This is a genomic window from Micromonospora psammae, from assembly GCF_036902725.1.
GTDB lineage: Bacteria > Actinomycetota > Actinomycetes > Mycobacteriales > Micromonosporaceae > Micromonospora.
The window spans coordinates 171,366-191,689 of record NZ_JBAKHM010000009.1 but is presented as its reverse complement, the minus strand read 5'-3'; the positions used below and the strand labels follow the sequence as shown (position 1 = coordinate 191,689).

Sequence of the window (20,324 nt, the reverse complement as noted above, 5' to 3'; positions counted from 1 at the left end):
CGCGTGAAAGAGGCGATTACCGGCCGTGTCGACCCAGCAGACTTCGCAGGAGAACCCACTGGCGGGTTTCGGCCCGAACGAGTGGATCGTCGAGGAGATGTACCAGCGCTACCTCGCCGACCCATCGAGCGTCGACTCGGCCTGGCACGACTTCTTCGCCGACTACCGGCCGGCCCCGGGCGCCGCGACACCGCGCCCGGCCGAGGAGAAGGCCCCGGCCAAGCCGGCCGCCGCCGAGCCGGCCGGGCAGCAGGAGCCCGCCGCCACGGTGGCCCAGCCGGCGGCCAAGCCGGCCCCGGCGCCCGCACCGGCACCGGCCGCCGCGCCGAAGGCCGCCCCGGCCAAGCCCGCCGCCAAGACCGCCCCGGCCAAGCCGGCCGCCAAGGCCGCGGCGCCCGCCGGCGCCGGCACCACCCCGCTGCGCGGCGTGGCCGCCAAGATCGTCCAGAACATGGACGCCTCGCTGGCCGTGCCGACCGCCACCAGCGTGCGCGCGGTCCCGGCCAAGCTGCTGGTGGACAACCGCATCGTGATCAACAACCACCTCGCCCGGGGGCGCGGTGGCAAGGTCAGCTTCACCCACCTGATCGGGTACGCGATGGTCCGGGCGCTGGTCGAGCACCCGGAGATGAACAACTCCTTCGCCGAGGTCGACGGCAAGCCGGCGCTGGTCCGCCCGGAGCACGTCAACCTGGGCATCGCGATCGACCTGGCCAAGCCGGACGGCTCCCGCAACCTGGTGGTGCCCTCCATCAAGGGCTGCGAGCAGATGGACTTCCGGCAGTTCTGGCAGGCGTACGAGGACCTGGTCCGGCGTGCCCGCCGCAACGAGCTGACCATGGAGGACCACGGCGGCACCACCATCTCGCTGACCAACCCGGGCGGCATCGGCACGGTGCACTCGATCCCGCGGCTGATGCAGGGGCAGAGCGCCATCATCGGCGTCGGCGCGATGGAGTACCCGGCGCCGTACCAGGGCATGAGCGAGGCCACCCTGGCCGAGCTGGCGGTCAGCAAGATCATCACGCTGACCAGCACCTACGACCACCGGATCATCCAGGGCGCGCAGTCCGGGGAGTTCCTCAAGGTCATGCACGAGCTGCTGCTCGGCGAGCGCGGCTTCTACGACCAGATCTTCACCTCGCTGCGCATCCCGTACGAGCCGGTGCGCTGGGTGCGGGACGTCGCCGTCGACTCCGAGGGTCAGATCAACAAGACCGCGCGGGTGCACGAGCTGATCCACGCGTACCGGGTGCGCGGCCACCTGATGGCCGACACCGACCCGCTCGAGTTCGCCATCCGCAAGCACCCGGACCTGGACGTCCTCCAGCACGGGCTGACCCTCTGGGACCTGGACCGGGTCTTCCCGGTCAACGGCTTCGCCGGCCGGCAGCGGATGAAGCTGCGCGAGATCCTCGGCGTGCTGCGCGACTCGTACTGTCGCCGGGTCGGCATCGAGTACATGCACATCCAGGACCCGGAGGAGCGCCGCTGGATCCAGGAGCGGATCGAGCGCAAGTACGAGAAGCCCGCCCCGGACGAGCAGAAGCACGTGCTCAACCGGCTCAACGCCGCCGAGGCGTTCGAGACCTTCCTCCAGACCAAGTACGTCGGGCAGAAGCGCTTCTCGCTGGAGGGCGGCGAGTCGCTGATCCCGCTGCTCGGCGAGATCCTGGAGTGCTCCGCCGAGGGCGGGCTGGACGAGGTCGTCATCGGCATGGCCCACCGTGGCCGGCTCAACGTGCTGGCCAACATCGTCGGCAAGCCGTACGAGAAGATCTTCTCCGAGTTCGAGGGCCACCTGGATCCGCGCTCGACGCAGGGCTCCGGCGACGTGAAGTACCACCTCGGCCAGAACGGCAAGTTCACCACCCCGGACGGGGACCACGCGGTCAAGGTCTCGGTGGTGGCGAACCCGTCGCACCTGGAGGCCGTGGACCCGGTGCTGGAGGGCATCGTCCGGGCCAAGCAGGACCGGATCGACCTCAAGCTGGAGGGCTACACCGTGCTGCCGCTGGCGGTGCACGGTGACGCCGCCTTCGCCGGCCAGGGCGTGGTCGCCGAGACGCTCAACCTCTCCCAGCTGCGCGGCTACCGCACCGGCGGCACCGTGCACGTGGTGGTCAACAACCAGGTCGGCTTCACCACCGCCCCGGAGTACTCGCGCTCCAGCCTCTACAGCACCGACGTCGCCCGGATGATCCAGGCGCCGATCTTCCACGTCAACGGCGACGACCCCGAGGCCGTGGTCCGGGTGGCCCGGCTGGCCTTCGAGTACCGGCAGGCGTTCAACAAGGACGTCGTGATCGACATGGTCTGCTACCGCCGGCGCGGGCACAACGAGGGCGACGACCCGTCGATGTCCAACCCGGAGATGTACAAGATCATCGACTCGAAGCGCTCGGTGCGGAAGCTCTACACCGAGGAGCTGATCGGGCGGGGTGACATCACCGTGGAGGACGCGGAGGAGCTGCTGCGCGACTACCAGGGGCAGCTGGAGCGGGTCTTCAAGGCCACCCGGGACGCCGCGACCACCCCGCGCCAGCTGTCCCGGCCGCGCCGCGAGGAGGAGCCGGAGCCGCAGGTGGAGACCGCCACCGACGCCGCCGTGGTCCGGGCGATCGGCGAGGCGCACGTCAACCTCCCCGAGGGCTTCACCCCGCACAAGCGGATCCAGCAGCTGCTCGACCGGCGGGCCAAGATGTCCGTCGAGGGCAACATCGACTGGGGCTACGGCGAGATCCTCGCGTTCGGCGCGCTGCTGCACGACGGGGTCACCGTCCGGCTCGCCGGTCAGGACTCCCGCCGCGGCACCTTCGTCCAGCGGCACGCCTCGGTGGTGGACGCCCGCACCGGCGACGACTACCTGCCGCTGAAGACGCTCACCGAGGGCGGCGAGCGGTCCCGCTTCTTCGTGCACGACTCGCTGCTCAGCGAGTACGCCGCGATGGGCTTCGAGTACGGCTACTCGGTGGAGAACGTCAACGCGCTGGTCTGCTGGGAGGCCCAGTTCGGTGACTTCGTCAACGGCGCCCAGTCGGTCATCGACGAGTTCATCTCCTCCGGCGAGGTGAAGTGGGGCCAGCGCTCCGCGGTCACCCTGCTGCTGCCGCACGGCCACGAGGGGCAGGGCCCGGACCACACCTCCGGCCGTCCGGAGCGCTTCCTCCAGCTCTGCGCCGAGGACAACATGCGGGTGGCCATCCCGACCACCCCGGCGAACTACTTCCACCTGCTGCGTCGCCAGGCCCTGTCGCCGAAGCGCAAGCCGCTGGTGGTGTTCACGCCGAAGTCGCTGCTGCGGCACAAGCTCTGCATCTCCCAGGTGGAGGACTTCACCACCGGCACCTTCCAGCCGGTGCTGGCCGACACCGCCGCCCCGGCGCCGGAGCAGGTGAAGCGGGTGCTGCTCTGCTCGGGCAAGGTCTACTACGACCTGTTCCAGGCCCGGGCCGAGCGGGGTGTCACCGACACCGCGATCATCCGGATGGAGCAGCTCTACCCGATGCCGGTGGAGGAGATCCGGGCCGCCCTGGCGCAGTACCCCAACGCCGAGGACTTCGCCTGGGTCCAGGAGGAGCCGGCCAACCAGGGCGCCTGGTCGTTCGTCGCGCTCAACCTGCTGGAGCACCTGGCCGACGTCCGGCTGCGCCGCATCTCCCGCCCCGCCGCCGCCGCCCCGGCGGTCGGCTCGGCCAAGATGCACGAGGTCGAGCAGACCGCGCTGATCGAGGCGGCCCTCCCCCGCCCGTGACCTGACCGCACCGCCGAGACCCGGGGCAGTGCCGTCCGCGTGACGGCACTGCCCCGGTCCCGTCGGCGGCCGACCACAAGGACGCACAGATGTACTTCACCGACCGTGGGATCGAGGAACTGGTCGAGCGCCGGGGCGACGAGCAGGTCAGCATCGAGTGGCTCGCCGAGCGCCTGCGCGACTTCGTGGACCTCAACCCGGAGTTCGAGACCCCCGTCGAACGCTTCGCCACCTGGCTGGCCCGCCTGGACGACGAAGACGACGAGTGACCGCCACCCCCGGGGTCGAAGGGACCGGGTGGGTGGGGCGGAGGTCCCGGGCGGGGCGGGGCGCGATCTTCTAGGGTGGGGTCGTGGCCCGCAGCGTCTACCTGACCAGCGTGGGGTCCGGCGGGGGGAAGTCGACCATCGCCCTCGGCCTCGCGGAACTCCTCTCCCGCCAGGTCGAGCGGATCGGCGTGTTCCGACCGCTGGTCGCCGGCGGTCGCCCCGACCCGATCCTCGCCCTGCTGCACGACCGCTACCGGGTCGACCTGCCGCAGGAGGAGCTGACCGGCGCCACGTACGCCGAGGCGAGCTCCATGGTCGCCGACGGGCGGCGGGAGGAGTTGATCTCCCGGATCGTCGAGCGGTACCGGGACATCGAGCGGCGCTGCCCGGCCGTGGTCGTGGTGGGCAGCGACTTCGCCGACACCGGCGACGGGACCGGCCCCCGGGAGCTGGCCTTCAACGCCCGGTTGGCCACCGACTTCGGTAGCGTGGTGGTGCCCGTCATCGACGGCTTCGGGCAGGAGCCGGAGGCGATCGCGGCGGCGGCGCGCGGGGCGTACCACGATCTGGAGGACCTGGGCGCGACGGTGCTGGCGGTGATCGCCAACCGGGTCCCCGGGCCGATGACCATGCCCGAGCTGCCCGTCCCCGCGTACGCCATCCCGGAGCTGCCGATCGTGTCGGCGCCGACCGTGGCGGAGGTGGCGGCGGCCCTCGGCGCCACCCTGCTGGCCGGGGACGACGCCGCGCTCGGTCGGGACGTCCTCGACTACGTCGTCGGCGCGGCGCACGTGCCCACCCTGCTCGACCACCTGACCGAGGGCGCGCTGGTGATCACCCCGGGCGACCGGGCGGACCTGCTGGTCGCCGCCAGCGCCGCGCACGTGGCCGGTCAGGTCTCGGTGGCCGGCCTGGTGCTGACCCTCGGGGAACAGCCCGACCCGAGGGCGATGCGGCTGGTCGAAGGGCTCAACACCGGCCTGGCGGTGCTCTCGGTACCCAGTGACAGCTACGACACCGTGGCGGCGTCCAGCCGGATCGAGGGCCGGCCGAGCCCGGCCAACCCGCGCAAGGTCGAGGCCGCGCTCGGCGCCTTCGAGGGCAGCGTGGACACCGTGGACCTGGCCCGCCGGCTGCGGGTCAGCCGCTCCGAGCGGGTCACCCCGCTGATGTTCGAGTACGACCTGCTCGACCGGGCCCGGGCGACCCGCCGGCGGCTGGTGCTGCCCGAGGGGTCCGAGGAGCGGATCCTGCGCGCCGCGGAGATCCTGCTCCACCGGAACGTGGCGGAGCTGACCCTGCTGGGCCGCCCCGACGACGTGGCCCGGCGCACCCGGGAGCTGGGCATCGACGTGACCGGCGCGGACGTGGTCGACCCGGCCACCAGCGAATGGCGCGACGAGTTCGCCGTCGAGTACGCGCGGCTGCGCGCCCACCGGGGCGTCACCGTCGAGATGGCCCACGACGTCGTCGCGCAGCCGAACTACTTCGGCACCATGATGGTGGCCACCGGGCACGCCGACGGGATGGTCTCCGGGGCCACCCACACCACCGCCGCCACCATCCGGCCCGCCTTCGAGATCATCCGTACCGTGCCGGGCCTCTCGGTGGCCTCCAGCGTCTTCTTCATGCTGCTCGCCGACCGCGTGCTCGTCTACGGCGACTGCGCGGTCAACCGGGACCCGGACGCCGCCCAGCTCGCCGACATCGCCATCTCGTCGGCCGACACGGCGGCCCGGTTCGGCATGGAGCCACGGGTGGCGATGCTGTCGTACTCCACCGGCGACTCGGGGGCCGGCGCGGACGTGGAGAAGGTCGCGGCGGCGACCAGGCTGGTCCGCGAGCGCCGTCCGGAGCTGCTGGTCGAGGGGCCGATCCAGTACGACGCGGCGATCGACCCGAAGGTCGCGGCGACGAAGCTGCCGCAGAGCGCGGTGGCGGGGCGGGCGACGGTCTTCATCTTCCCGGACCTCAACACCGGCAACAACACCTACAAGGCGGTGCAGCGCTCGGCGGGCGCGGTCGCGGTCGGCCCGGTCATGCAGGGTCTGCGCCGGCCGGTCAACGACCTGTCCCGCGGCGCCACCGTGGCCGACATCGTCAACACCGTGGCGATCACCGCCATCCAGGCCGCCGCGGAGGCGTCATGAGTCGGGTGCTGGTCCTCAACTGCGGCTCGTCGTCGGTGAAGTACCGCCTGTACGACGGCGACACCGTCCACGACAAGGGCACCGTCGAGCGGGTCGGTGAGCCGGGCGGCGGCCCGGCCGACCACGAGACGGCGGTCCGGGAGATCCTGGACCGGGTCGACCTGGCCGGGCTGGCCGGCGTCGGACACCGGGTGGTGCACGGCGGCCGGCGGTTCAGCGAGCCGGTGCTGGTCGACGACGCGGTCTTCGCCGCGATCGAGGAGCTGGTCCCGCTCGCCCCGCTGCACAACCCGGCCAACCTGGCCGGCATCCGGGTCGCCCGCGCGGCGCTGCCGGGCGTCCCGCAGGTCGCGGTCTTCGACACCGCGTTCCACCACACCCTGCCGGAAGCCGCGGCGACCTACGCCATCGACCGGGACACCGCCGAGCGGTACGGCATCCGCCGGTACGGCTTCCACGGCACCTCGCACGCGTACGTCTCCCGGCGCACCGCCGAGCTGCTGGGGCGGCCGTACGACCAGGTGCGCACGATCACCCTGCACCTGGGCAACGGGGCGAGCGCCTGCGCGGTCGACGGCGGGCGCAGCGTGGCCACCTCGATGGGCATGTCCCCGCTGGAGGGCCTGGTGATGGGGACCCGCAGCGGGGACCTGGACCCGGCGATCGTCTTCCACCTGCGCCGCGAGGCCGGGATGGGCGTGGACGAGATCGACGACCTGCTCAACCACCGCAGCGGCCTGCTCGGCCTGAGCGGGGTCAACGACATGCGCGAGGTGCTGGCCCGGCGCGCCGCCGGGGACCGGGCCGCGACGCTCGCCTTCGACGTCTACCGCCGCCGGATCACCGGCTACGTCGGCGCGTACTACGCACTGCTCGGGCGGGTGGACGCGGTCACCTTCACCGCCGGGGTGGGTGAGCACTCGGCCGACGTCCGGGCCGCCGCGCTGGCCGGGCTGGACCGGCTCGGCATCAGCGTGGACCCGGCCCGCAACGCGGGCAGCGGCGACCGGGTGATCTCCCCGGACGGCGCGGAGGTGAGCGTCTGCGTGGTCGGCACCGACGAGGAGCGCGAGATCGCCCGGGAGACCCGGGCGGTGGTCGGCGCGACCGGCTGAGGCCCGCCCGACGTCGACCCCGGCGCCGCGCGGTCCGGCGCTCCCGCCGCCGGGCGGCCCGAACCGGTCAGCGCAGCGCCAGCCAGGCGGCCAGGACCAGCAGCACAGCCGCGGCGACGCCCGCGGCGACGATCACCGGCAGCCGGGACGGCGTCTCGACCGGCGCGGCGCCCGGAGACTGGGCGAACGCCCGGAACTGCTCGGTGTTGCCGCTGGGATCCACGTACTCGTCAGACATGCCGGAGACCCTAGCGAAGCCGCGCACCCGGCGCCGTCCCGGCCAACCGAGGGTGACCGCTCCGATCCGAGCGGTGGAGCCGGACCTGCCGGGTGGACGGCGGCACCCGGCCCGGACGGTGGGGCCGGAACCCACCCCGGCCCCGTACGGTGGCGGGATGGGGGTGCGGCGGCGGTTGGTCGCGGTGCTGACGGCGCTGCTCGCCGCGGTGACCGCCGGCTGCGGGGCGGCCAGCGCCGCGACCGAGGCGGCGCCGCCGGCCCGGCACGCCCCGGACCGGGTCCACCCCGTCGCGGTACGCACCCTCACCATCGACCCGGCCGGTCCCCGGCCGCTGCCGGTGACCCTCTGGTATCCGACGGCGGACGGCCGGGTGGCCCCGGGACGCTTCCCGGTGGTGGTCTACAGCCACGGCCTGCGCAGCCTCCCCGAGCTGCACGCCGGGCTGACCAGCCGGTGGGCCGCCGCCGGTTTCGTGGTGGCCGCGCCGGCCTACCCGCACACCAGTCTCCGGGCGACGCGGTTCACCCGGGCCGACGTACGCCACCAGCCAGCGGACGGCTGGCGGCTGATCCGGCACCTGGTCCGGCTCGACAGCCGGGCGGACGACCCGCTCGCCGGGCACCTGGACGTGACCCGGTTCGCCGCCGCCGGGCACTCGGCTGGCGGCTTCACCACCGCCGGGATGTTCACCTCCGGGCACTCCCCCCGGCTCCGCTCCGGCATCGTCGTCGCCGGCGGTGGCCTGGCCGGCGCCTTCGCCGCCCCGGCCGCGCCCGTGCTCTTCGTGCACGGCACCGCCGACCCGATCGTGCCGCTCGCCGTGGGCCGCGCCGGCTACGACCGGGTGCCCGGCCCGGCCGCCTTCCTGAGCGTGCTCGGGCAGGGCCACGGCGAGTACCTCACCCCGGGGCGGCCCGGCTTCGACCAGGTCCTCGCCACCACCACCGACTTCCTCCGCTGGACCCTCTACGACGACCCCGCCGCCGCCGGTCGCCTCACCGCCGACGCGACGCTGCCCGGCCTCACCGCCCTCGACGACCGGCTGCGCCGCTGACCCGACCGTGCCGTCGACCGAGGGGTGCCGCGCCCGCGCACTCCGTCCGACCACGGACGGCGACCCGGTGCGGCGAGGCACAATCGAATTCATGTCCCGTCGCCTCGTCCCGGCCCTGCTCGCCGCCACGCTGCTCGGCGGCGGCCTCGCCGGCTGCTCCGCGCCGACCGCACCGGCCGCCCGGCCGGCCGCACCGCCCGAGCCGCCCAGGGCGACCACCCCGGCCCCCCGGGTCCCCGCCGGCACCGCCCCGGCCGAGACCTTCGGGGTCGGCGTACGTCAGCTCAAGCTGACCCGGGACGGCGACCGCACCCTGCCGGTGACCCTCTGGTACCCGGCCCGGGGCGATACCGGCGGCCCGGCGCAGCGGGGGGTCGCGGCGGCTGCCGGCCGGTTCCCGGTGGTGATGTTCAGCCACGGGCTGGGCGGCCGGCCGGACGACTACGCGACGCTGCTGACCCGGTGGGCGGCGGCCGGGTTCGTGGTCGCCGCGCCGACGTTCCCGCACACCAGCCGGGGCGCCGACGGCAACGTCCTCGACGTGCTGAACCAGCCCGCCGACGTGTCGTACGCGCTGGACAAGGTGCTCGCGCTCGACGGCGCCGCCGGCGACGCGTTGCGCGGCCGGCTGGCCACCGACCGGGTGGCCGCCGCCGGCCACTCCGCGGGCGGGGTGACCACCATCGGGCTCTTCACCACCGGCCGGGACGAGCGGCTGGACGCCGGGGTGGTCTTCGCCGGGACGGCGCTCGGGGTCGGGACCGCCTTCGCCGGGGCGGCCGCCCCGCAGTTGTTCGTGCACGGCGAGGCCGACGAGGTGGTGGACTACGCGGCCGGTCGGGCCGTCTACGACGCGGTCCCCTGGCCGAAGGCGATGCTCAGCCTGCCGAAGGGCGACCACGGCCGGGCCCTGCTCAGCGACGGCGCGGCGCTGCGGGTGGTCGCGGACGCCACGGTCGAGTTCCTCCGCTGGACCCTGTACGGCGACGCCGCCGCGAAGAAGCGGCTCGCCACCGACGCCGCCCGCGACGACATCGCCAACCTCGACAACCACCTGTGAGGAAGGCCCCTGCCCCGGATGGGAGCAGGGGCCCCTTCCCCGCGGTCGGCCCTCAGGCGGTGTGGTCGACGACGACCTTGCCGAAGACCTCGCCGGAGTGCAGCCGGGCGAACGCCTCCTCCACCTTGCTGAACGGCACGATGCCGTCCACCACCGGGCGCACCTCGCGCTCGGCGCAGAACGCCAGCAGGTCGGTCAGCTCGTCCGGGGTGCCCATCGAGGTGCCCAGGATCTCCAGCTGCATGGCGAAGACCCGACGCAGGTTGACCTTCGGCTCGTGCCCGGCGGTGGCGCCGGAGACCACGATCCGGGCCATCGGCGCGGCGGACTTCAGCGAGTGGTCGAAGGTGGCCGCGCCGACCGTCTCGATCACCACGTCGACCCGCTCCGGCAGGCGGGCGCCCGGCTCCAGCGCGGTCGCCCCCAGGGCGGTGATCCGTTCCCGCTTGCCGGCGTCCCGGCTGGTCGCGTACACCCGCTTGCCCAGCGCCACGCCGAGCGCGACGGCCGCCGTGGCGACGCCGCCGCCCGCGCCCTGGACCAGCACCGACTCGCCGTCGGCGATCCGGCCCTTGGTGGTCAGCATCCGCCAGGCGGTGAGCCAGGCCGTCGGCAGGCACGCCGCGTCGGTCGCCGACAGGCCCTCCGGCAGCGGCAGCAGGTTCATCCGGGGTACGGCCACCCGCTCGGCGAGGGTGCCCTGGAAGTGCTCGGAGAGGATGGAGACGCCGCGCGGGTCGCCCGGGGTGGGCACGACCGGGTAGATGACCACCTCGTTGCCGTCCGGGTCGGTACCGACCGCGTCGCAGCCGAGGATCATCGGCAGCCGACCCCCGTCGAGCCCCACCCCGCGCAGCGACCAGAGATCGTGGTGGTTGAGCGAGCTGGCCCGCACCTGCACGGTCACCCAGTCGTCGTCCGGGTGGGCCGGCTCGGGACGGTCACCCACGGTGAGCGCGGCGAGCGGATTGTCGGTGTCGAAGCTCGAGGCATAGGCGGCACGCATGGTCGGCACCGTAACAAGCGCGACGGGGGTTAAGAAGGGCCCTTCCCCCGCCGGAGGCGTCGGGAAGGGCCCTTCTCAAGCCCCTCAGGCGCGGGCGACGCCGTCGCGGCGGGCGGCCTCGGCGACCGCCACGGCCACGGCCGGGGCGACGCGCGGGTCCAGCGGGGACGGCACGATCGCGTCGGCGGTGAGCGACTCGGCCACCACGCCGGCGATCGCGTCGGCGGCGGCCACCTTCATCCCGTCGGTGATCCGGGTGGCCCGGGCGTCCAGCGCGCCCCGGAACACGCCGGGGAAGGCCAGCACGTTGTTGATCTGGTTGGGGTAGTCGCTGCGTCCGGTGGCGACCACCGCGACGTGCCGGGCGGCCACCTCGGGGTGCACCTCGGGGTTGGGGTTGGCCAGCGCGAAGACGATGCCGCCGGGGGCCATCCCGGCCACCGCCTCCTCGGGGATCCGCCCGCCGGAGACGCCGATCAGCACGTCCGCGCCGCGCAGCGCCTCGGTGATGTCGCCCCGACGGCCCTCGGCGTTGGTCGTCTCGGCGAGGTGGGCCTTCGTCTCGGTCAGGTCGGGACGGTGCCGGCCGATGATGCCCTGGGAGTCGCAGACCACCACCTGGTCGGGATTCACCCCGCCGGCCACCAGCATGTGGGTGACCGCCACGCCGGCCGCGCCGGCGCCGCTGACCGTGACCCGCAGGTCCCCGAGCTTCCGGTTGAGCAGGGCCGCCGCGTTGCGCAGCGCGGCCAGCACCACGATGGCGGTGCCGTGCTGGTCGTCGTGGAAGACCGGGATGGGCAGCGCCTCGTCCAGCCGCCGCTCCACCTCGAAGCAGCGCGGGGCGCTGATGTCCTCCAGGTTGATCCCGCCGAACGAGGGGGCGAGCGCCTTCACCACCGCCACGATCTCGTCGACGTCCTGGGTGTCCAGGCAGATCGGTACCGCGTCGACGCCGGCGAACTGCTTGAACAGCACCGCCTTGCCCTCCATCACCGGCAGCGCGGCGCGCGGACCGATGTTGCCCAGGCCGAGTACGGCGGAGCCGTCGGTGACGACCGCGACGGCGTGTGACACCCAGGTGTAGTCGTCGGCGAGGGTCGGGTCGGCGGCGATCGCCTCGCACACCCGGGCCACCCCCGGGGTGTACGCGAGGGAGAGGTCCTCCCGGCTGGTCAGCGGGACCGTCGAGGCGACGGCCATCTTGCCGCCGGCGTGCAACCGGAAGACGGGATCAGCGGGATCCACGGTGGGCGTAGACATGGTGACTCCAGGATCTGTCGAGCAGACGGAGCGGCCGGCGCGGGCGCGAGGTGAGGCGGCAGCGGCGGGACGCGGTGCGGGGGGTCACCCGGGGCACTTTCCGAGCATAGTCACGCCACCTCGGCGCGGATGTGAGGAGGGTCATAACGCGCGGCGGGGCACCCGGCCCGGGCGCGGCCAGTACCGGAGCACCACCCGGCCCCGCACGTCGGCCACCCCGTACGCCCGGGAGTCGTCGGTGACCAGGTCGTTGTCCCCGCGTACCCACCAGCCGCCGTCCTGCGGGCGGACCGCGCGCTTGACGACGAGCAGTTCCGGCCGGGTACGGAAGACGGCGACCACGACGTCGCCCGGGCGGACCGGCCGGCCGCCCCGCCGGACCAGGACGGCGTCGCCGTGGCGCAGCGTGGGCGACATGGACGGGCCGGTCACCAGAACGGCGGTGAGCAGCCGGCGCAGCCGGGCCGGCGGATGGGCCCCGTGGACCGTCACCAGGTTTCCCCTCCGTCCCTGCCGGGGACGTCCCCAGGAGTACTGTCGGCTTGGATCATCGCAAACTTCCTGTGGAGGACTCAGATGCGACTTCCCCGCATCCTTACGCCCCGACTCACCGCCAGCGCCCACTGCGACCTGCCCTGTGGTGTCTACGACCCCGCGCAGGCCCGGATCGAGGCCGAGTCGGTGAAAATGATCTGCGAGAAGTACCAGTCGAACACCGACCCCGAGTTCCGCACCCGGGCGATCCTGATCAAGGAGCAGCGGGCCGACCTGGTCAAGCACCACCTGTGGGTGCTGTGGACGGACTACTTCAAGCCGGCCCACTTCGAGAAGTACCCGCACCTGCACCAGCTCTTCAACGAGGCCACCAAGATGGCCGGCGCGGCCGGCGCCAAGGGTGCGACCGACCCGACGAAGGCCGACGAGCTGCTCCAGAAGATCGACGAGATCTCGAAGATCTTCTGGGAGACCAAGAAGGCGTGAGCCTGCCCCACCCGGTACCGACGATCCGGCCGGCGCGTCCTCGGGACGTGCCGGCCGTCGTCGCGATGGTGCACGAACTGGCCGACTACGAGCGCGCCGCCGACCAGTGCCACCTGACCGAGGAACAGCTCACCGCGGCGCTGTTCCCGACTGCTCCAGGTCACGGCGCGGCGTCGGACGCGCCGAGCGGGAGTGGTCGGAGCCCGGCGCCCGCGCTCTTCGGGCACGTCGCGGTCGACGCCGACGACGAGCCGGTCGGCTTCGCGCTCTGGTTCCTCAACTTCTCCACCTGGGCCGGCGTGCACGGCATCTACCTGGAGGACCTGTACGTCCGCCCGGCCGCCCGGGGCACCGGGGCGGGCCGCCTGCTGCTCGCCGCGCTGGCCGCGATCTGCGTGGAGCGCGGCTACCAGCGGCTGGAGTGGTGGATGATCGACTGGAATCCGGCCGCCCGCTTCTACGCCGCCATCGGCGCGGTGCAGCTGGACGAGTGGGTGCCGTACCGGCTCACCGGGCCGGCGCTGCGCGGGCTCGCCGAGCACGCGGCGACCGTCCCCGTCCCGGCGGATGCCGCTACGGGTAGAGTCCCCGACCGGGGGGATGAGGCGTGACTCAACTGACCGGCCAGCCGACCACCGACGACGACGTGGTGCACCTGACCGTGCCCGCCGACGGCGGTTACCTCGGCGTGCTCCGTACCGCCACGGCGGGGCTCGCGGCCCGTCTCCAGTTCGCCCTCGACGAGATCGAGGACCTGCGGATCGCCGTCGACGAGGCCTGCGCCATGCTGCTCGCCATCGCCACCCGCGACGCCGAGCTGGAGTGCCGGTTCGCGGTCACGGAGGACGCGCTGACCGTCGAGGTGACCGTGCCGACCGTGCGCGGCGCCACGCTGCCGTCGGAGTCCTCGTTCGCCTGGAAGGTGCTCACCGCGCTGACCACCTCGGCGTCCGCCACCGCCGGCGGAGGCCGGGCGACCATCTCCCTGCTGACCCGGCGTTCCTCCGGCTGGTGAACCGGCGGCCGGCCCGGCGGCCGGCCCACGCCCCGCTACCGGAAGCCGAGGGCCCGCGTGGTCGGCGGGCTGACCAGCAGCGCGCAGACCCCGACCCCGAGCGCCATCAGCGGCACGCCCAGCCAGCCCAGGCCGCCCTGGATCATGAACCAGCCGACCGGCAGCAGCATCAGCTGGAGCACCATCGCCGGCGCCCGGGCGCCGGAGCGGCGCCGGGCGAGCGCCCCGCCGAGGGCCCAGAGCGCCAGCGCGCCGGCGACCGCGAACCCGGTCACGAAGAGTGCCGACACCAGGTCGGTCTTGTCGGCGGTCAGGTCCGCCCAGACCAGCCAGCCGGCGAGCAGCGCCAGGGCGATCGCCTCGCCCCGCAGCAGCCGGACCGCCCAGCGCAGCGTGTCGGGTACCGGGTCCGAGTCGATGGTCACGCGCGCCACGATACCCGCGTCCCCACGCGGTACAGTGCCGCCCATGCGGGCCGTCCTGGTGGTCAATCCGAAGGCCACCACCACCAGCGAGCGCAGCCGGGACGTGCTGGTCCGGGCGCTGCGCAGCGAAGTAGACCTGTCGGTGCGGTACACCCGGCGGCGGGGTCACGCCACGGATCTGGCGCGGGAGGCGGCCACCGAGGGCGTCGACGTGGTCGTCACGCTCGGTGGTGACGGCACGGTCAACGAGGTGGTCAACGGGCTGATGACCGCCCAGCCGCCGACGATGGGCACCGGCGGCACCACGGCCGAGCGGCTGCCCGCGCTGGCCACCGTCCCGGGCGGCTCGACGAACGTCTTCGCCCGCGCCCTGGGGTTGCCCCGCGACTGGGCGGACGGAACCAGCATGATCCTGGAGGGGCTGCGGCTGGGCCGCTCCCGGACGATCGGGCTGGGCCGGGCCGATGACCGCTACTTCACCTTCTGCGCCGGCTTCGGGGTGGACGCGGCGGTGATCCACCGGGTGGAGCAGGCCCGTCGGCGCGGCCGGGTCTCCACGCCGGGGCTCTACTTCCGTTCGACGGTGAGTCAGTACTTCCTCGGCTCGGACCGGCGGCATCCGGCGATCAGCCTGGAGCGGCCGGGCGAGACGGCCGAGGGCGAGTTGGCGACGGTCATCATCCAGAACACCGCGCCGTGGACGTACCTGGGCGATCGGGAGGTCAACCCGAACCCGGAGGCGTCCTTCGACCTCGGGCTGGACGTGCTGGCGCTGCGTCAGCTCCGGGTCGCCAGTACGACACGCACCGTGACCCAGTTCCTGTCGCGACACCCCGACCCGCGCGGCCGGCAGGTGCTCCGGCTGCACGACGTGGCGGAGTTCACCCTGGTCAGCGCTCGTGCGCAGGCGTTCCAGCTGGACGGCGACTACCTTGGTGAGCGGGAAAAAGTCAGATTCGCATCCGTACCCGACGCACTGAGAGTAATCTGCTAGGTCTCGGGTAACGCCCTTGGTTGAGCGGCCGCCGAACGCGGGCCGCCACACCGAGGGAAAGGTGCCGGAAATGTCAGCATTGTCACGCGCAGTGTACTATATTGATCCTCGACTGTGGTACGCCGGGTAACCAGGGAAGCCTGAAACCGGGACAAAAGGGCCGTGAGCTTGCTCACCGAGCGGAGTTTTTCCGAGCGTCACCCTTGACATCGCGCACGTTCGTGAAAGTATTCACAAGCGAACTTGAGTTACCCGGACATTGCCTGGATACGCTCGTCAGGTTGAGCTGTTCCAGCAGGTCCAGGTGCTGAACGAGCCTGCTCACGCACTGCCGAATAGTCGGATGCGAACTGTCACGACCGGCACTGCGGATGCATATAAGAAAAGCAACAAGCGTTATCCGCCACCCATCCAGAATGAGGAGTGTTGCCGCCATGGACTGGCGCCACGATGCCGTCTGCCGCGACGAGGACCCGGAGCTGTTCTTCCCGATCGGGACGTCCGGTCCGGCCCTCCTGCAGGTGGAGCAGGCCAAGGCCGTCTGCCGGCGCTGCCCGGTGACCGACCACTGCCTCCAGTGGGCGCTGGAGTCCGGTCAGGACGCCGGCGTCTGGGGCGGGATGAGTGAAGAGGAGCGCCGCGCGGTCAAGCGCCGCGGCGGTCTCCGGGTGCTGCGCGCTCACTCCGCCTAACCACCGATCACGTCGCGTACGCCCCGGCCGGGTCCGACCCGCCGGGGCGTACTGCTGTCCGCACGCCGCATGCCCCGCCCGATACCCCGACGCCGCCTTTTTCGATCATGAAGGCGACGTCGGTCACAGCCGGGCCGCCTCGTGGACCCGGCGCAGCACCAGCTCGGCCAGCTCCGGCGCGTCGGTCAGCGGATCACTGACGGCCACCGCCCCGGCCTCCCGGGCCGCCGACACCACCGCGTCGTGGAAGAGCCCCGGCGCCAGGAAGTACCCGGCCACCGCCACCCGCCGGGCACCCGCGGACCGCAGCCGGGTCACCGCCACCCCGGCCCCCGGCGGCGCCGCCGAGGCGTACGAGACCCGGCAGGGCACCGCCAGCTCACCGGCCAGCGACGCGGCGACGCGGCCGACCGAGGCACGCGCCCGCGGGTCGCGGGTACCCGCCGCCGCCAGCACCAGCGCGTCGATCCCGCCCGGCCCGGCCTCGGCCAGCCGTCGGCGCAGCCCCGCCAGCAGCCGGGCGTCCACCACGCCGTCGGCGGGGCCCAGCACCTCGGTCACCCGTACCGTCAGCTCCGGCGCGGTCTCCCGCGCCGCCGCCACCGCCGCCGGGACGTCCACCCGCCGGTGGTACGCCGCGGTGAGCAGCAGCGGCACCAGCACCGCCTCGCTGTGCCCGGCGGCGGCCAGGTCCCGCAGCACCGTGGTCGGCCCCGGCTCGGTGTGGTCCAGCCAGCTCGGCAGGACCACACCGCCGGGCCGGGCGGCCGACACGGCCCGGGCGAGGGCCCGCGTCGCCTCCGCCGCCCGGGGGTCGCGGCTGCCGTGCGCGACCAGCACCACCGGCGCGCACGGCCCGACACCGGACGTCGACGTGGTCAGACGTGCAGGCCGCACTCGGTCTTCTCGAACATGGCCCAACGGCCGGCCCGCGGGTCCTCCCCCGCCTTGGTGCGGCGGGTGCAGGGCCAGCAGCCGATCGAGCCGTAGCCGCGGCTGAACAGCTCGTTGACGGGGATGTCGTACCGGGAGATGTAGGAGTCCACGTCGGCCTGGGTCCAGGCGGCGATCGGGTTGACCTTGACCTTGCCCCGTCGGGCGTCGAAGGTCACCACCGGGGTGTTGGCCCGGGTCGGCGACTCGTCCCGGCGCAGCCCGGCCGCCCAGGCGTCGTACCCGGACAGGGCCCGCTCCAGCGGCTCCACCTTGCGCAGCTGGCAGCAGTCGTCCGGGGACCGGTTGAACAGCCGGGGGCCGTACTCGCCGTCCTGCTGGCCCACGGTGAGCCGGGGGCGGATCGAGCGGACGTTGACCGGCAGCCTGCGGGCCACCTCGTCGCGGACCCGCAGCGTCTCCGGAAAGTGCAGGCCGGTGTCGAGGAAGACCACGTCCACCCCGGGGGCGACCCGGGAGACCAGGTGCGCCAGCACGGCGTCGGCCATGGAGCTGGTGACGCAGAACCGGTCCCCGAAGGTCTCCGCGGCCCAGCGGGCGATCTCCAGCGCCGGGGCGCCCTCCAGCTCACGGCCGGCCCGCTCAGCCAGCGCGCGCAGCTCCTCGGGGTCGCGGCGGGTCGGGTCGGCCGGCTTCGGGCCACCGAGCCCGACCAGGTTCAGGTTCGCGGCGGAGACGAGGTTCACCGGGCCACCACCTTGCTGAGCAGGCCGGTGAACTTCACCGTGAAGACGCGGGCGCAGGCGTGGCACTCCCAGGCGCCGTGCCCGGCCTCGCTCGGCCGCAGGTCCTCCTCACCGCAGTACGGGCAGTACAGCGGCGCGGAACGGGTCTCGCTCATCGAAGCTCCTCCTCGTCGACCCTGATCACCCAGTTGGCGAAGGTCTCGCCGTCGGTCCGGCCGGCCAGGTAGCGGCGGGCCACTCGTTCCACGTACTCCGGAAGCTCGTCGGCGGTGGTCTTCAGGCCGCGCAGCTTGCGGCCGAAGCCGGCGCTCTGCCCCTCGGCCATGCCCAGGCCGCCGCCCAGGTGCACCTGGAAGCCCTCCACCTGGCGGCCGTCCGGGCCGACCACCAGTTGGCCCTTGAGGCCGATGTCGGCCACCTGGGTGCGGGCGCAGGCGTTCGGGCAGCCGTTGATGTGGATGGAGATGTCGGCGTCGAACTCGCGCAGCCGCTCCTCCAGCCGGGCCACCAGCTGCTCGCCGCGCGCCTTGGTCTCCACGATGGCGAGCTTGCAGTACTCGATGCCGGTGCAGGCCATGGTGCCGCGCCGCCAGGCCGACGGCCGGGCTTCCAGGCCGATCCCGCGCAGCTGGTCGACGAGGGACTCCGTCCGCTCCGGCGCCACGTCGAGCACCAGCAGCTTCTGGTACGGGGTGAGTCGTACCCGGTCGCTGCCGTGTGCCTCGACCACGCCGGCGAGCCGGGCGAGCTGCCCGCCGGAGACCCTCCCGACCACCGGGGCGGCGCCCACGTAGTGGCGGCCGTCGGACTGCTCGTGCACGCCGATGTGGTCGACCGGCTTCTCCGGCAGCTGCGGGGCGGGACCGTCGAGCAGGGTGCGGCCCAGGTACTCCTTCTCCAGCACCTCGCGGAACTTCTCCACGCCCCAGTCGGCGACGAGGAACTTCAGCCGGGCCCGGTTGCGCAGCCGGCGGTAGCCGTAGTCGCGGAAGATCCCCACCACCCCGGCCCAGACGTCCGGCACCTCGTTCAGCGGCACCCAGACGCCGAGCCGCTTGGCCAGCATCGGGTTGGTGGAGAGGCCACCGCCGACCCAGACGTCGAAGCCGGGACCGTGCTCGGGGTGGTCCACCCCGAGGAAGGCGATGTCGTTCGCCTCGTACGGCGTGTCGACCAGCCAGGAGATCGACGTCTTGAACTTGCGGGGCAGGTTGGAGAAGCGCTTGTCGCCGACGTACCGGCGGACGATCTCGTCGACCGCCGGAGTCGGGTCGAGCAGCTCGTCGCGGGCCACCCCGGCGACCGGGCTGCCGAGCACGATGCGCGGGCAGTCCCCGCACGCCTCGGTGGTCTGCAGGCCGACCGCTTCCAGCCGACGCCAGATCTCCGGCATGTCCTCGACCCGGATCCAGTGGAACTGGATGTTCTGCCGGTCGGTGATGTCGGCGGTGTCCCGGGCGAACTCGCGGGAGATGTCGGCGATCACCCGGAGCTGGGCCAGGTTGAGCTGACCGCCGTCGACCCGGACTCGGAGCATGAAGAACTCGTCCTCCAGCTCGTGCGGCTCCAGCACGGCGGTGCGACCGCCGTCGATGCCGGCCTTGCGCTGGGTGTAGAGGCCCCACCAGCGGAACCGGCCGCGCAGGTCCTGCGGGTCGATGGAGGCGAAGCCCCGGTGGGCGTAGATGTTCTCGATCCGGGCCCGCACGTTCAGCGGGTCGTCGTCCTTCTTGATCCGCTCGTTGGGGTTGAGCGGCTCGCGGTGGCCGAGCGCCCACTGCCCTTCGCCGCGCGGCCGACGGGGTGCCCGGACGGCGGGCGCCGTCGGGGTCTCGGAGCGGGCCGGGGTGCTACTGACCGCCATCGCGGCGTCCTCCGTAGTCTGCTGTGCCTCGGTGGGAGCGCGGACGCGGCGGCCGACCCGTGGGTACGGGCCGAGGACGACGATGTCGGTACGGCCGGCGCGGAGAACGCGCCCGAGACGGATTGGTCGGGCGTCGTCAGTGGGCCGGACAGATGGCGCTGCGCACGCGGCCGTAATCGACGTGGCGACGGGCCACGAAGCGGCGGACGACAGCGACGAGCATGACGCCATGCTGCCACACCCTCACGGGGCCGGCCAATGACCGCGTGCCCCATCCCACATCACGGGCCACGCCTCTCGATCTCTCGGTGCCCCACTCGCCACTCGTCGCCGCCCCGCACGTGTCCGCCCCGCACGTGACCGCCCTGCACGTGACCGCCCTGCTCGTGACCGTCCTCTCGGAACCCCCACTCATGGCCGCCCCGCCGTGTCCGCCCGGTCGCTGCTGTGCCCGGGCTCGCGGCTGGCCCAGTCCGCCGCCGCGCTGGTCACCCGCTGCCCCGCTACCGGCTGCCCCGGTCCCTGCTGCCCCGTCCCCTGCCGCGTCGGGTCGTTTTTTCCCCGGCCGCCCCGGGTCCGAGCCGGCTGCCCGCGACCTCCGAAGGAGCCAACCTCGTCGCAGCCGTCGGCCCGCCGCGCTCACCTTGCCCGACAACTCGCTGCAGCAGGCGACCGAAGGCAACGCGGGCGGCGTCGACACCCACCCCTGGTGTCCCGTGACGAGCTTTAGAGCTGATGACGCAAACGATTCAGCCCGACGCGGCAGGCGTCCCGTCCATCCGGACCACCTCACATCATCGA

Annotated in this window: 20 protein-coding genes; 11 read left to right on the top strand and 9 right to left on the bottom strand. The window is 73.3% G+C overall.

The features are described from left to right. Positions 1–25 precede the first annotated feature (25 nt). From V6U79_RS14170 to V6U79_RS14155, 4 genes are all read left to right on the top strand, one after another. Positions 26–3,754: a multifunctional oxoglutarate decarboxylase/oxoglutarate dehydrogenase thiamine pyrophosphate-binding subunit/dihydrolipoyllysine-residue succinyltransferase subunit gene (locus V6U79_RS14170; RefSeq protein ID WP_334614892.1), complete on the top strand. Its 3,729-nt coding sequence runs from the start codon at positions 26–28 to the stop codon at positions 3,752–3,754. Between the two features lie 89 nt (positions 3,755–3,843). Continuing rightward, on the top strand, positions 3,844–4,023 hold the full coding sequence (locus tag V6U79_RS14165) for a DUF6104 family protein (RefSeq protein WP_334524333.1): 180 nt from the start codon (positions 3,844–3,846) through the stop codon (positions 4,021–4,023). An 83-nt stretch (positions 4,024–4,106) separates the two neighbouring features. Continuing rightward, entirely contained in the window at positions 4,107–6,173 is a 2,067-nt protein-coding gene (gene pta / locus V6U79_RS14160; RefSeq protein ID WP_334614891.1) for a phosphate acetyltransferase, read from the top strand. Beyond that, the gene (locus tag V6U79_RS14155; RefSeq protein ID WP_334614890.1) at positions 6,170–7,288 is read left to right on the top strand and encodes an acetate/propionate family kinase; all 1,119 of its coding nucleotides are present in this window, start codon (positions 6,170–6,172) and stop codon (positions 7,286–7,288) included. Before pta ends, V6U79_RS14155 begins: the two co-directional genes overlap by 4 nt. A gap of 67 nt (positions 7,289–7,355) precedes the next feature. Here V6U79_RS14155 and V6U79_RS14150 read toward each other — a convergent pair whose 3' ends face one another. Beyond that, entirely contained in the window at positions 7,356–7,526 is a 171-nt protein-coding gene (locus tag V6U79_RS14150; RefSeq protein ID WP_334524341.1) for a hypothetical protein, read from the bottom strand. Between the two features lie 157 nt (positions 7,527–7,683). On the opposite strand from V6U79_RS14150, the gene V6U79_RS14145 reads away from it, so the two are divergent. Beyond that, on the top strand, positions 7,684–8,583 hold the full coding sequence (locus V6U79_RS14145) for an alpha/beta hydrolase family protein (protein WP_442933775.1): 900 nt from the start codon (positions 7,684–7,686) through the stop codon (positions 8,581–8,583). Between the two features lie 91 nt (positions 8,584–8,674). Then, a complete protein-coding gene (locus V6U79_RS14140) occupies positions 8,675–9,643 on the top strand; it encodes an alpha/beta hydrolase family protein (protein WP_334614888.1) in 969 nt (322 codons plus the stop codon). A 52-nt stretch (positions 9,644–9,695) separates the two neighbouring features. On the opposite strand, the gene V6U79_RS14135 is transcribed toward V6U79_RS14140, so the two are convergent. The 3 genes from V6U79_RS14135 to V6U79_RS14125 form a co-directional block, all read right to left on the bottom strand. Further along, on the bottom strand, positions 9,696–10,658 hold the full coding sequence (locus V6U79_RS14135) for a zinc-binding dehydrogenase (RefSeq protein ID WP_334524350.1): 963 nt from the start codon (positions 10,656–10,658) through the stop codon (positions 9,696–9,698). A gap of 75 nt (positions 10,659–10,733) precedes the next feature. Beyond that, a complete protein-coding gene (locus V6U79_RS14130; RefSeq protein WP_334614887.1) occupies positions 10,734–11,912 on the bottom strand; it encodes an NAD(P)-dependent malic enzyme in 1,179 nt (392 codons plus the stop codon). A 141-nt stretch (positions 11,913–12,053) separates the two neighbouring features. Further along, positions 12,054–12,404: a S24/S26 family peptidase gene (locus V6U79_RS14125; protein ID WP_334524356.1), complete on the bottom strand. Its 351-nt coding sequence runs from the start codon at positions 12,402–12,404 to the stop codon at positions 12,054–12,056. 84 nt (positions 12,405–12,488) lie between these two features. On the opposite strand from V6U79_RS14125, the gene sodN reads away from it, so the two are divergent. Genes sodN through V6U79_RS14110 form a run of 3 tightly spaced genes read left to right on the top strand, consistent with a single transcriptional unit; the run spans position 12,489 to position 13,908 of the window. Next, on the top strand, positions 12,489–12,893 hold the full coding sequence (gene sodN, locus V6U79_RS14120) for a superoxide dismutase, Ni (protein ID WP_334524359.1): 405 nt from the start codon (positions 12,489–12,491) through the stop codon (positions 12,891–12,893). Beyond that, positions 12,890–13,504 carry a GNAT family N-acetyltransferase gene (locus V6U79_RS14115; protein ID WP_442933773.1) on the top strand — a complete coding sequence of 205 codons (615 nt, stop codon included), beginning with the start codon at positions 12,890–12,892 and terminating at the stop codon, positions 13,502–13,504. Before sodN ends, V6U79_RS14115 begins: the two co-directional genes overlap by 4 nt. After that, complete coding sequence (locus tag V6U79_RS14110) at positions 13,501–13,908, top strand: ATP-binding protein (protein WP_334524362.1); 408 nt, start codon at positions 13,501–13,503, stop codon at positions 13,906–13,908. Before V6U79_RS14115 ends, V6U79_RS14110 begins: the two co-directional genes overlap by 4 nt. Before the next feature lie 35 nt (positions 13,909–13,943). Here V6U79_RS14110 and V6U79_RS14105 read toward each other — a convergent pair whose 3' ends face one another. Continuing rightward, positions 13,944–14,333: a hypothetical protein gene (locus V6U79_RS14105; protein WP_334524365.1), complete on the bottom strand. Its 390-nt coding sequence runs from the start codon at positions 14,331–14,333 to the stop codon at positions 13,944–13,946. A 43-nt stretch (positions 14,334–14,376) separates the two neighbouring features. Here V6U79_RS14105 and V6U79_RS14100 point away from each other — a divergent pair, with 43 nt between their 5' ends. Continuing rightward, the gene (locus V6U79_RS14100; RefSeq protein ID WP_334524368.1) at positions 14,377–15,327 is read left to right on the top strand and encodes a diacylglycerol/lipid kinase family protein; all 951 of its coding nucleotides are present in this window, start codon (positions 14,377–14,379) and stop codon (positions 15,325–15,327) included. 434 nt (positions 15,328–15,761) lie between these two features. After that, a complete protein-coding gene (locus tag V6U79_RS14095; protein WP_088975879.1) occupies positions 15,762–16,019 on the top strand; it encodes a WhiB family transcriptional regulator in 258 nt (85 codons plus the stop codon). Between the two features lie 123 nt (positions 16,020–16,142). Here V6U79_RS14095 and V6U79_RS14090 read toward each other — a convergent pair whose 3' ends face one another. From V6U79_RS14090 to V6U79_RS14075, 4 genes are read right to left on the bottom strand one after another with little or no spacing between them, the layout of a single operon-like run. Further along, positions 16,143–16,916 (bottom strand): sirohydrochlorin chelatase, encoded by a 774-nt coding sequence (locus V6U79_RS14090; RefSeq protein ID WP_334614886.1) that lies wholly within the window; start codon positions 16,914–16,916, stop codon positions 16,143–16,145. Next, positions 16,898–17,659, bottom strand: coding sequence for a phosphoadenylyl-sulfate reductase (locus V6U79_RS14085; RefSeq protein ID WP_334614885.1), 762 nt, complete (start codon positions 17,657–17,659; stop codon positions 16,898–16,900). Before V6U79_RS14085 ends, V6U79_RS14090 begins: the two co-directional genes overlap by 19 nt. Continuing rightward, positions 17,656–17,814 (bottom strand): hypothetical protein, encoded by a 159-nt coding sequence (locus V6U79_RS14080; RefSeq protein WP_250798445.1) that lies wholly within the window; start codon positions 17,812–17,814, stop codon positions 17,656–17,658. Before V6U79_RS14080 ends, V6U79_RS14085 begins: the two co-directional genes overlap by 4 nt. Further along, complete coding sequence (locus V6U79_RS14075) at positions 17,811–19,523, bottom strand: nitrite/sulfite reductase (protein ID WP_334524380.1); 1,713 nt, start codon at positions 19,521–19,523, stop codon at positions 17,811–17,813. The genes V6U79_RS14080 and V6U79_RS14075 overlap by 4 nt, the downstream gene beginning before the upstream one ends. Between the last annotated feature and the right edge of the window lie 801 nt (positions 19,524–20,324).